Raw genomic sequence first — 12,054 nt, 5'->3', positions numbered from 1 at the left:
AACACAAAAATTGAGAAAAGGGACCCTGTCCCACAGTTGGACAAGGACCCCTTTTCCCAATTAAGAAAGCATCTCCTTCACAACTTCGATAAAGTTTTTGGCAGCGGTTGAGACGAAGTGGTGTTCGAGCCAGATGACTCCTAGTGAGGAGGTCATGTTGGTGTCGATAAGTGGTGTTGAGTATAGGGTGTTGTCCCCGTATTCGTCCAACACTGATTTGGGTACAATCGTTGCTCCCATTCCACCTTTAACCATTTCCATTAACACGTGCATGTCTGAGCACTCCGCAATACTATTTGGATGAAGTCCTTTTTTAGAGAAGGCTTCAAGGATTGTATTGTATATACCCAAGCCTTCTGTACTAGGGATTATAATTGGAACCCTTGATATCTCTTCTAATGAAGTTTTCTTCAATTCGTTTTTACTTACAAAAACAAATGGCTCATTGATTAAATGGTGATACGTCAATCCAGTATGCTCGAGTGGAAGCCGAACAAATGCCATTTCGATCGCTCGTGTTTTAACCATCTCCGCTAGATAAAACGAATCATTTTGAACGATTTTTAGGGAAACAAGTGGGTACTTTTGATGAAATGCCTGAAGCATGTCTGAAAAACCGGAGACTGAGATGGTATTAATTCCTACAGACAGAATACCTCTTGTTCCTTCTTCCGTTTCCTGGACCTCATTTTTTATTTCCTCAACACTGTTCACGAGTTGCAAGGCACGATTATAGAGTACCAGTCCTTTATCCGTTAACTCTAAACTTTTCCCGTTTCGCTCGATTAATTTTACACCAAGCTCTTCCTCTAATTGTTTCAACTGAATGCTAAGCGGTGGCTGTGACATATGTAAGCGGTTCGCAGCTGCAGTAATATTCTTTTCTTCAGCTATTGCGATAAAGTATCGTAATTGTTTTATGTCCATTTTCTTCTCCTACTATTTAAAAAATATATAGATTCTATATAAATTATATATTTTTCGTATAGATTTATCTATGTTATGATTGCTAACAGTTTATTTCTACAGATAGAAAGGTGTTAATTATGGAACGTTTTTTTAAATTACAGCAACATGGTACAACAATCGGAAAAGAATTTTCTGCGGGTCTTATCTCATATATAACCGTAGTCTACATTATTATCGTTAATGCTACAATTTTGGCAGCAGCGGGAATTCCAATGGAGGCAGGTATCATTGCAACCATCCTTACTAGTTTTATAGGATGTGTAGTTATTGGTCTATGGAGTAATACACCACTAATCCTCATACCTGGGATGGGACTTAATGCCATGTTTACGTATACTATCGTGCAATCAGGTGGATTTACGTGGCAGGAGGCTTTGGCTACAGTATTTGTATCAGGTCTGATCTTTGTCGTAATTGCTTTCACACCGTTGGCAAAAGTAATTACGTCTTCAATCCCAAATTCATTAAAAGAAGCAATTACAATAGGTATCGGAATTCTACTAATCTTAATTGGATTTGACAATGCAGGTATCATTACAAGCTCTGAGCACACATTACTTGCAATTGGAGATCTAAGCAGTCCAACAGCAATCATCACATTTGTAGGTTTAATTATTACCGTTATCTTATTTATTAAAAATGTACCTGGTAATCTATTACTAAGTATCGTGATCACGTCGATTTTAGCGATTTGGTTCGGTGGTGCCAGCTTTGAAGGTATTTCCTTCACAATGCCGTCATTTACTGAATATGCAGGTGTGTTTGGTCAATTATCATGGGGACAAGTTGGAAATGCTGTCTTCTGGCTAACATCGATTTCGTTTGCAATGGTAATTGTTTTTGAAAACATTGGATTAATTCATGGTCACAGTAATATGTTAAAACGCCCTGAGACTAGCAAAAAATCATTACAAGCAACTGCCGTTTCTGTATTATCCTCAGGAGTTTTTGGAACAAGCCCAACCGTAGCTTCCGTAGAAAGCGCAGCAGGTATTACTGCTGGAGGAAGAACAGGCCTTACAAGTATTGTGACTGGAGTAATGTTTTTTGCTTCTATTTTATTTATACCTGTTATAAAAGTGGTACCACCAAGTGCGGTGTCACCAATTCTAATCTTAATCGGTATTTTAATGCTTCAAAACATTGTTCATTTAAAAATGGATGACTTATCAGAAAGTATGCCGGCTTTATTGATCATTGTGTTAATTCCATTAACATACAGTATCGCAGACGGTATGGCAATCGGGTTTATCCTTTATCCATTACTAAAGCTTCTAATGGGAAAAGGAAAAGAAATTCACCCTGCACTTTATATGATCGCACTCCTATTTATCAGTAACTTTGTTATTCACTATGCGTTATAAAATAGAATCTATTAAAACGACTTCCTAAAAAAGGGGAGTCGTTTTTTGGGACAGAGGGACAGGTTCCTTGTCCCAACTTCTTTTTTTATCTTTGTTTATGTAGACCACTTGATTGGTATAATAGAATTATAAAGTTGCCACGTGTGCTATAGAAAGGGGGCTACAAAAATGATTTTTCAATTGAAAATCACATTAAAAGATTCAAAGCCTCCAATCTGGCGAAGAATTGAAATAAGAGACACGATGAATTTTCATGAGCTGCATCGAGTTATACAAGTAGCTTTCGATTGGGGCGACTTTCACCTCCATGGTTTTGATATACGAAAATCTAATTCAAATTCTAATTATCTGTTTGGCTATAATTCGATTGGACCAATATGGACCGAAGAATTTGGGGATGTCGATTTTACGTACGATGAAAACGAAGTACTTCTAAAGGATGTTTTTAAGGTTGTAAAAGATTGGGTGCAATACACCTATGATTATGGCGATGATTGGGATCACTCTGTCGTACTTGAAAAAATTCTACCGGACAGTGATGTTTCCTTTTTTCCAAGATGTAAAAAGGTTGTCCGTGAGGCACCACTTGAAAGCAATAGGTTCGCATATCTAGAAACAGGGATTGTGACCGAAGAAGTTGACGGAAACGAAGCAGCAGAAGATATTAATTTACTTTTAGAAGAGGAGTTCGCTCTTACATAGGTATAAGTCAGATTAGAACAACGGAGAGAATAGAAATGAGCAGAAAATTAAAAAACAAACAATACAAAAAGTATTCCTATATGGAAGATATTGATTCGGATGACACCTTCTACTATATTGCTGGTCACACTGATGGGGGCGCACCTTTTGGTATTACGTGGGAGGAAATCATTTCTCAAAATTTGAAACTACGACAAGCCAATAAGAAGGATGCTAAAGTAGTAGCCGAACTCACTCATATTGCAATCGATGATATTGCTGAAAGACTCACAGGTAAAACGAAAAAACAAAATATTATTGATTCTCTTGCACATTTTTTCCGTGAAGAGGACAACCGATTAAGCTATCAAAATACACTTGTTGCGGACGTTGAAGGAGAGATAGCTGGAATTGTAGTCTACTATCCTGGTGAAGAAGGGCCCAGATTGGACGAGCCTTTCTTGAAAAGTTTACGAAAGAAACAAAATGATAATAGTATTTTCTTAGACAAAGAGGCTGATAATGGAGATTTCTATATTGATACATTATGTGTACAAGAGAGCTACCGTGGGTACGGTATTGGTACAGCATTGATTAAGGAAGTAGAAAGATTAGCTTATGAAAGAGGATATACAATTTCTTCACTAAATGTAGCGCATGATAATCCCACAGCGAAAAGCTTGTACAAGCACCTAGGTTATAAGGATGCTAAAGTGATTCAGATAAATGGACATTTCTATGATTATATGGTGAAAAGAATAAGATAAAGTGGGACAAGGGAACTGTATCCCTGACCCACCCAACCAAGCTAATTGGAATTCGTACGAATAATCGTGTATCTTGTTATATATCACTATGACATTTGTGACGGAACGTTTTTCTTTCGTCAATTATTTTTTTTACAGAGAGGATTGTTTAGAACACATGTATAATGTTAAAACGGCAGATGATCAGAAATTCAAGATTTACATACTAGAGGATACTGCTACTCAGTCTTGGGTAAAAGTAGCACCAGAACGTGGAGGCATTATCTTTTCATATGGCGTAGAAGGAGAAGAGTTGCTCTTTCTTAATGAAGAAACATTTTATGATAAAGATAAGAATGTAAGAGGCGGTATACCAATACTATTTCCGATTTCCGGTCAGTTAACTGAGGGGAAATATGAATGGAAAGGGAAAACGTATACGATGAGCAATCACGGTTTTGCGAGGAATGCATCATGGGAAGTAATTGGTCAAGATACGGAAAACGGTGCTTCTCTCACACTTAGGTTATCTAGTAATCCAGAAACAAAACTCTCATATCCATTTGACTTTGAAGTAGTCTATACATACAAGCTTGTCGACGGGAAGCTGACAATAGCCCAGGAGTACAAAAACAATGGAGACCAACCTATGCCGATGTATCCAGGGTTTCATCCATATTTTAAAACTGTAGAAAAAAATATAGAATATGAAACTGATGCGACGAAGTACTACGACTATAATGATGGTCAAATCAAAGAATTTGAAGGCCAGTTGGATTTAGCGAACTTAAAGGAATCTGTGGTTTTCATAGATGCTGTTATGCCAAGTATTACCTTTAATTCTTCCGCAATTTCCAAAAAGATTAAGTTGGATTATGGAAACGAATTTAAGTATGTTGTTCTCTGGACGGAGAAAGGGAAAGAGTTTATTTGCGTCGAGCCATGGATGGCCAAAAATGATGAGTTTCAACGAGGCGAAGAACTAGTAATGGTTCAAGCGAAGGAAACTCTTAAAACGAAATTTAAACTGGGTTTAGTTTGACGATTAAGAAATAAGAACAAATGGGACAGGAATCTGTCCCATTTGTTAGCAGATAGAATAAAATTTTTTCCTATCTGCATAAGTGCAACTACGTCTCTGCTGTTGCCTGAAGGCTCGGCAATCGCCGAGTTTTCTAATACTAAAAAAGTTTACTAAACGTTATTTTGCGTTGATTAAGCATCTACAAAATTCACCGATTCCTCCAAAGTAAGCAATAATGATAGAATCTCATTCTTTGAAAGTAGTTATACTTATTTTGCTAGTTTTGGTACAATAGATTATCTATATTTATTAAAGTCTTTCAAAATTAGTGAAACAGTATTATATAAAAGGTGGAATTTTACATGTGGGACCAGTCCCCGTGTCCCAGAAGGAGGTACTCTTGTGATGAAAAACTTCATTGCGTTTGATTTTGAGACTGCGAATCGGAATCGGCATAGTATTTGTTCGGTTGGAATGGTGTTTGTTGAGAATGGAAAGATTGTAGATTCAGTCTATGAATTGATTAATCCTGAAGAAGAGTTTGATAGGTGGAATATTGCGATTCATCATATTACACCAAATGATGTGAGACATGCACCCACTTTTGATGAGTTTTATGCGAAGATAAAGAATAAAATCGATAGTAAGCTGATGATCGCTCACAATCTCTCATTTGATGGCTATGCGTTGAGGGATAATATTAATCGATACAGACTTGAGCCGTCATACAATCAACTTCTTTGTACATACCAGTTGTCAAGAAGGCTTGTTGTTGGTCAACCGCGTTATACCCTCGATTCAATGTGCCGATATTTTGGGATTGAATTATCAAATCACCACCATGCGTTAGATGATGCAATAGGGTGTGCAGAGATAATGCTTAAGCTGACAGAGGAATATCAATTACACGATCTAGATGCCATTTATGAAAAAACAAAAATAAAAGCTGGGGAAATTTCTGCAGGGAAGTATCGGTCTTCTTTGGTATCATAGATTAATAATATACAACCAAAGAAAAGGTCAGTAATTTATACAAATTACTGGCCTTTTTATGTGCTATCTAATTGTGGTTACTAATCTCCTCAGACTTAGTAAAAAAAACAAACTTCATAATAATACTTCATAATTTTCAAAAAATAATTGCGCTGGGCATCCATATCTGTTTATACTTAATATAATCACAACTGGTCCGTACGTCATGATGAGTACTACAACTTGAAGGGAGGTGTTTGCATTGATAGATACTAATAGTCCAATACCTCTGCATCTTCAACTAAAGGATGTAATTGCTGAGGAGATAAAGGGTGGAATATATAAGGAAAAGATTCCTAGTGAAAGAGACTTGATGGACCGTTTTTCTGTAAGTAGAACAACCGTTCGTGAGGCGATTTCACACTTGGTACAAGAGGGTATGCTTGAAAAAGTCCATGGAAAGGGGACTTTTATTGCGCAAAAAACGCCTGTCCATGAATGGCTTGATTCGTTGAATAGTTTAACCCATACTGTCAAGAAGATGGGTATGGTGCCAGATTCTAAGCTGTTGAAAAATGAAATTGTAAAAGAACCTAGTCACATAACTGACTTATTGCAAGTGGATTCTTTATATACAATTGAACGGCTGCGTACAGCTGATACGATTCCGTTTGCAATAGAACGTCATTTTTATTCAGAGGAAATAGGTAAACAGTTAGCGATGTATGACCTTGAAAGAAGTACGATTTATGATTTACTTGAAAACAACTTAGGAATTGAACTGGTAGAAGCGGATCAATTTATTTCTTGCAAGGAAGTGTCCGTTGAAGACGCTGAAAAGCTTGAAGTTCCAGTTGGTTCAAGTGTGTTATGCGTAGAAAGGTTAATTACGGATGCGAATGGAGAACCAATTGAATACTACACGAGCAACTTTCGTCCAGATATGTATGTCTTTCGTATTAAAACGAAACGAAAAAAGTAATCACATTCATATTACTTGTCACTTTGTAACAAACAACGTAGTAGGAGGAGAATAGGTGAATTCATTGTTTTTACCTAGAGTCATTAAACTTGGAGAAGGTTGTCTACAAGAGGTAGGAAAAATAGCAGAAGAATTGAAAGCTACTCATTTATTTATTGTTACCGGTTCTTTGCTTTCAAAAGAACCTTTTAAAACGATGATAAATAAGAGTATTTCTGAACATGGTTTAAAGGTAACATATTTTTCGGAATGTAAAGGAGAGCCTACAACAGAACACCTGCGTGCTGCCCTTGTTGAACAAGAGAGATGTGGTGCAGACTGTGTTGTTGCAATTGGTGGGGGAAGTGTGATTGACTTAGCAAAAGCTGTTTCTGTGTTTTCCATTAATAAAGAGCTAAAATTCTCTGAAATTCCCTCAAAAGATAGTCTAGAAAGGTTACCGTTAATTGCAGTACCAACGACAGCGGGGACTGGTTCAGAAGCAACAAAAGTTATGGTGATAACCGATGTTGTTAGAAATGTGAAATTAAACCCAGGACACACAAGTTTAATTCCTGATGCAGCTATTCTTGATCCACTGCTAACAATCAGTTTGCCGAAAAAAATTACTGCATATACAGGTATGGATGCGTTAGCACATGCGATGGAGGCTTATGTTTCAACGAAGGCAACTCAATTAAGTGATTTTTTTGCACTTGAGGCAATTAAAATGATTGGAGAATCTTTGCCATTGGTTTACGAAAATGGACATGATGTAAAAGCAAGGGAGAAAATGCTACTAGCAAGCTGTTACGCGGGTATTGCCTTTTCGAACGCCTCTACAAATCTAGCACACGCTACAGCGCGACCGCTAGGCACAAGATATCATATACCACATGGCTTATGTGTGGCCTTAACACTTCCGTTTGTAATAGAGTATGGCTTAGAAGTGTCAGAGGAGAGATATACAAGGGTTGCTAAAAGCCTGGGAAGTGAAGTTGTAGGAAGCAATGCAGAAATAGCTGCAGATTTAAGCAGGATTGTACGAGAATATAACTCTGCTTTCCATATTTGGGAGGATGGTATGAGTTATATAGAAAATGCTGAAGACTTTAAAGAGAACTTGCCAACATTAATTACTGATGCTTTAGCTGGGAATGGCATTGAGACGAATCAAAAAGTACCTATAGCAACCGATGTTGAAAAAATATATAAAGATTTGTTGCTTGAATTGGAGAACTACGCAAGGGTATGAATATTTAGACTAATATAAATATATTGACTTTATTAATAATATGTATATAATTTTAACTAAATTGGTAGGGACCAGTTGAACTAATTTCCTAATAATCTTGAAGGAAAGATCAAGAGTAAGCATCCACCATAGAAGCACCAACACTCACATCTAATACACTACTACCAAGTAACCCTCAACAATGAGAAACAATCACAACAACCACGATATACATAAACCGCTATGAAACTATTCTGCAATTTTATCACATAAAATATCAGAATAATTTTAAAGTTATAAATGTAAACGTTTACTGAAGGTAATAAAACACATAACCGTAACAGGTAATAGGAGGCAGCGCATGGGAGAAATGTCAGGCGGCGAAGTAATCGCTAAAATGTTAAGTATGGAAAATGTGGATACACTTTTTGGAATAATTGATGGGACTTATTTTGGATTTTATTCCAATTTAGAAAAACACGGGATTGAATTAATTACACCTAGACATGAAACAAGTGCAGCTCACATGGCAGGAGCGTATGCTCGAGTAACAGGTAAGCTTGGAGTTTGTATGGCAAGTAACGGACCAGGAGTGGCAAATATTTTACCTGGGCTTGTTGTGGAAGAAGGAGAAGGAAACAGAGTACTTGTAATAACTAGTGCTAGACGTACAGGTATCATGTATCCAGACCGTGGTGGTACATATCAATGTTTTGATCAAGTCGGTGTGATTTCGAAAATTGCAAAATGGAATGAAGCTGTACCGTCCTTTGATCGCATTCCTGAAATGCTTCGAACAGCACTACGAAAATGCTATGAAGGTAGACCGGGAGTTGTCCATCTCGACATTCCAGAGAACATTTTAAACACAGTTGTAAAATGTGATCTATCTTTTTGGGAACCGCATCAATATAGAATTACCGAACATCCGGGAGCTTCTGATCAGCAAGTGGAAAAAGCTGTTGACCTTCTAGTAAATGCACAGTTCCCACTCATCCATGCGGGAAGTGGAGTCGTTCATGCGAAAGCTTACGAGGAATTAACAATGGTAGCTGAGCTTCTACAGTCAATGGTTACAACTAGCTGGGCAGCTCGAGGAGTTGTTTCAGAAAGCAATCCTTTAATGATTCCGATGGTGCATATCCAAACGAATAATAAAGCAAGAAATGAAGCGGATGTTGTACTCGTACTTGGATCAAGAGTTGGGGAAACAGACTGGTGGGGAAAAGCACCATACTGGAATCCTAGTCAAAAAGTAATTCAGGTTGACTTGGATCCTGGAATACTTGGCGCTAACAAACCTGCAGAAGTAGCTATACAAGCGGATGTGAAGAAGTTTTTAACTCAACTTTACTCACAATTACATAAGCGAAAGAATGAGATTGCGATTGATATTCGGAAATCAAAGATTGATAGAATCCTAGCTGATAAAGAGAAAAATCGTGCTAAGCTTGATCAACATTTACAGGACTTTGCTGTTCCAATGAATCCTGCTCATGTACCGGCAATTTGTCAGGAAGTCTTCCCTAAGGATTCAATAAAAGTATTAGACGGAGGAAATACCGTTATCTGGTCTAATTTTTACTACCAAGTAGATGAACCAGGTTCCGTTATTTCTACGTATAAATTCGGAATGTTAGGTGCAGGAATTGGTCAAGCGCTAGGTGCTGCTGCTGCGAATCGAAATCGTCCTGTGTGCTGTATTATTGGAGATGGCGCAATGGGGTTCCATCCACAGGAAATTGAAACAGCGGTACGAAATAACTTACAAGTTATTTTCATCGTTATGGTGGATAAGCAATGGGGTATGGTGAAAATGAATCAGCAGTTCGCCTTAAAACCAATTAAAACTTTATTGAAGAAATCATTAAGTCCCGAAGAAACAATCAATGCGGATTTGGGGGACATCCAATTTGATAAGCTTGCTGAAAGTATGGGAGCACACGGAGAATATGTAAACGACCCGAAAGATTTAAAAGCTGCCTTGCAACGTGCGTTGGACACGGGTAAATGCTCAGTCGTTCATGTTGATGTAGATCCTGTCAAGCATATGTGGGCTCCAGGGTTAAAATACTTCAAAGATATGCATGCGGAGCCAAAGGGTAAATAATGGGTATCGATCAAGTACAACTCAATTTTAATCCAACGTCACTCATGATTATGAATATTGCAATCGCGTTTATTATGTTCGGAGTGGCTTTGGATTTACGTGTTGCTGACTTTAAGCGAACGTTTTCAACCCCCAAGCCAATTCTAATCGGTCTTGTAGGGCAGTTTTTACTGTTGCCCGCATTTACTTTTTTATTAGTTTCTATTATTAATCCACTGCCAAGTATTGCGTTAGGTTTATTTTTAGTAGCTGCTTGTCCTGGTGGAAATTTATCCAATTTTATGACGTATCATGCAAAAGGGAATACACCCTTATCTATTACAATGTCAGCAGTATCGACGGTGTTTGCGATATTCATGACACCATTAAATGTGATGTTCTGGGGTTCCCTTTACCCGGGTACGAATGAATTGCTTCGTTCATTTACAATTGATCCAGTTGATATGCTCGTTACTATCTTCTTGATGCTTGGGGTACCATTAGTAATTGGGATGCTCATTCGTTCTAAGTATCCTAGCTTTGCTAAAAAAGTGAATACAGTAATGAAGTATTTTTCGATAGGATTTTTCATTCTATTCGTGGTAGCCATGCTTGCAGCAAACTTTAAGTACTTTATAGAATTTGTTGGAATGGTTGTCATTGTTGTATTTTTACAAAATCTGATTGCATTGCTATCAGGGTATTGGTCTGCTCGATTATTCAAGCTTCCAGAAGCAGATCGCCGTGCTATTTCGATTGAAGTAGGCATTCAAAATTCAGGGTTGGGGCTTGTTCTTATATTCGGGTTTTTCGATGGCCTTGGCGGTATGGCGATTGTTGCCGCCTGGTGGGGAGTGTGGCATCTCGTTTCAGGTTTAACAATCTCTACATTCTGGTCACGCCGTGAACCAATAGCACCTCCGATTGATAAGGGAGTGCAGATATGAACATATTGATAACCGGTGCATCGGGCTATCTTGGCAGCAATCTCGTCAAAAAGTTAGTTGAAATTAACACTATAAGAGAAGACAAATTCAATGTTATTGCAGCTGACATACGAGAAATTGGAATCCAAGACCCCAATGTTCAATTTGTGAATTTAGATGTCCGTTCACCTGATGTTTCTGAAGTTGTGAAGGAGCATAACATTGATACCGTTGTACATCTGGCATCTATTGTTACACCTGGTAAAAAAAGTAACCGAGAATTTGAGTATTCAGTGGATGTCCTTGGAACAGAAAATGTACTACAAGCTTGTGTTGCTAATCAAGTAAAACGGATTATTGTCACATCTAGTGGTGCTGCCTACGGATATCACGCCGACAATGCAGAATGGATTAAAGAAGACGATCCAATACGCGGGAATGAAGAATTTGCCTATTCACATCACAAACGTCTTGTAGAAGAGCTTTTAGCCAGCTATCGTACGGAATATCCTGAACTTGAACAAGTCATTTTTCGAATCGGAACGATACTTGGAGATAACACCAATAATCAAATTACTGCCTTGTTTGAAAAGAAAATGGTATTGGGAATATCCGGTTCAAAAAGCCCGTTTGTGTTTATTTGGGACCAAGATGTTGTTGGCTGCCTTTTACAAGCGATTATGGGAACCAAGTGTGGAATCTATAATGTGGCAGGGGATGGTGCCTTGTCCATTGATGAAATTGCAAAGATATTAAATAAGAAAGTACTTCGTATTCCTACTTTGCTCGTAGGAGCCGCATTATTTGTTTTAAAAAGGTTATCTCTAACTCAGTATGGAGAAGAACAAGTAAATTTCTTACGCTACCGTCCTGTCCTCGATAACCACAAACTAAAAACAGAATTTGGTTATATCCCAAAGTTAACCTCAGAAGAAGTATTTCATTACTTTCTTGAAAAACGAAGGGAAGCCAATACGAATGCAACTCCTATACAAATAAAAGGAAAACTAAAGTCTTATGAGAAAGGTCAGTGAATGTGCTGATCTTTTTTTGATTTTTAAAGATAGGTATGGTGAATAGCAAAAGTA

At 37.7% G+C, this 12,054-nt stretch carries 11 protein-coding genes; 10 read left to right on the top strand and 1 reads right to left on the bottom strand.

Features of this window, described 5'->3' with window-relative positions:
- Positions 1-60: 60 nt before the first annotated feature.
- Positions 61-927, bottom strand: a complete 867-nt coding sequence (locus tag AB3M96_RS16560) for a LysR family transcriptional regulator (RefSeq protein WP_412968748.1) — start codon at positions 925-927, stop codon at positions 61-63.
- Positions 928-1,046: 119 nt separating this feature from the next.
- On the opposite strand from AB3M96_RS16560, the gene AB3M96_RS16555 reads away from it, so the two are divergent.
- The 10 genes from AB3M96_RS16555 (at position 1,047) to AB3M96_RS16510 (ending at position 12,000) form a co-directional block, all read left to right on the top strand.
- A complete protein-coding gene (locus tag AB3M96_RS16555; protein WP_412968747.1) occupies positions 1,047-2,333 on the top strand; it encodes an NCS2 family permease in 1,287 nt (428 codons plus the stop codon).
- A 168-nt stretch (positions 2,334-2,501) separates the two neighbouring features.
- Positions 2,502-3,035, top strand: coding sequence for a plasmid pRiA4b ORF-3 family protein (locus AB3M96_RS16550; protein ID WP_412968746.1), 534 nt, complete (start codon positions 2,502-2,504; stop codon positions 3,033-3,035).
- A gap of 35 nt (positions 3,036-3,070) precedes the next feature.
- On the top strand, positions 3,071-3,781 hold the full coding sequence (locus AB3M96_RS16545) for a GNAT family N-acetyltransferase (RefSeq protein WP_412968745.1): 711 nt from the start codon (positions 3,071-3,073) through the stop codon (positions 3,779-3,781).
- Between the two features lie 157 nt (positions 3,782-3,938).
- On the top strand, positions 3,939-4,802 hold the full coding sequence (locus AB3M96_RS16540; RefSeq protein WP_412968744.1) for an aldose epimerase family protein: 864 nt from the start codon (positions 3,939-3,941) through the stop codon (positions 4,800-4,802).
- Positions 4,803-5,189: 387 nt separating this feature from the next.
- Positions 5,190-5,777 carry a 3'-5' exonuclease gene (locus AB3M96_RS16535; protein WP_412968743.1) on the top strand — a complete coding sequence of 196 codons (588 nt, stop codon included), beginning with the start codon at positions 5,190-5,192 and terminating at the stop codon, positions 5,775-5,777.
- A gap of 241 nt (positions 5,778-6,018) precedes the next feature.
- Positions 6,019-6,738 (top strand): GntR family transcriptional regulator, encoded by a 720-nt coding sequence (locus AB3M96_RS16530; protein WP_412968742.1) that lies wholly within the window; start codon positions 6,019-6,021, stop codon positions 6,736-6,738.
- Between the two features lie 55 nt (positions 6,739-6,793).
- Positions 6,794-7,972: an iron-containing alcohol dehydrogenase gene (locus AB3M96_RS16525; RefSeq protein ID WP_412968741.1), complete on the top strand. Its 1,179-nt coding sequence runs from the start codon at positions 6,794-6,796 to the stop codon at positions 7,970-7,972.
- A gap of 340 nt (positions 7,973-8,312) precedes the next feature.
- Positions 8,313-10,061, top strand: coding sequence for a thiamine pyrophosphate-binding protein (locus AB3M96_RS16520; RefSeq protein ID WP_412968740.1), 1,749 nt, complete (start codon positions 8,313-8,315; stop codon positions 10,059-10,061).
- Complete coding sequence (locus tag AB3M96_RS16515; RefSeq protein ID WP_412968739.1) at positions 10,061-10,987, top strand: bile acid:sodium symporter family protein; 927 nt, start codon at positions 10,061-10,063, stop codon at positions 10,985-10,987. The genes AB3M96_RS16520 and AB3M96_RS16515 overlap by 1 nt, the downstream gene beginning before the upstream one ends.
- The gene (locus AB3M96_RS16510; RefSeq protein ID WP_412968738.1) at positions 10,984-12,000 is read left to right on the top strand and encodes an SDR family oxidoreductase; all 1,017 of its coding nucleotides are present in this window, start codon (positions 10,984-10,986) and stop codon (positions 11,998-12,000) included. The genes AB3M96_RS16515 and AB3M96_RS16510 overlap by 4 nt, the downstream gene beginning before the upstream one ends.
- The last annotated feature ends 54 nt before the right edge of the window (positions 12,001-12,054 follow it).

The sequence above is a fragment of the Ferdinandcohnia jepli genome (assembly GCF_047246645.1).
GTDB lineage: Bacteria > Bacillota > Bacilli > Bacillales > Bacillaceae_L > Ferdinandcohnia.
This window is presented reverse-complemented; position numbering and strand designations above follow the sequence as displayed.

Coding starts and splice junctions, on each gene's coding strand:
- AB3M96_RS16550 (WP_412968746.1), top strand. CDS start 2,502: ATGATTTTTCAATTGAAAATCACATTAAAAGATTCAAAGCCTCCAATC.
- AB3M96_RS16515 (WP_412968739.1), top strand. CDS start 10,061: ATGGGTATCGATCAAGTACAACTCAATTTTAATCCAACGTCACTCATG.
- AB3M96_RS16520 (WP_412968740.1), top strand. CDS start 8,313: ATGGGAGAAATGTCAGGCGGCGAAGTAATCGCTAAAATGTTAAGTATG.
- AB3M96_RS16545 (WP_412968745.1), top strand. CDS start 3,071: ATGAGCAGAAAATTAAAAAACAAACAATACAAAAAGTATTCCTATATG.
- AB3M96_RS16560 (WP_412968748.1), bottom strand. CDS start 927: ATGGACATAAAACAATTACGATACTTTATCGCAATAGCTGAAGAAAAG.
- AB3M96_RS16510 (WP_412968738.1), top strand. CDS start 10,984: ATGAACATATTGATAACCGGTGCATCGGGCTATCTTGGCAGCAATCTC.
- AB3M96_RS16535 (WP_412968743.1), top strand. CDS start 5,190: ATGAAAAACTTCATTGCGTTTGATTTTGAGACTGCGAATCGGAATCGG.
- AB3M96_RS16540 (WP_412968744.1), top strand. CDS start 3,939: ATGTATAATGTTAAAACGGCAGATGATCAGAAATTCAAGATTTACATA.
- AB3M96_RS16555 (WP_412968747.1), top strand. CDS start 1,047: ATGGAACGTTTTTTTAAATTACAGCAACATGGTACAACAATCGGAAAA.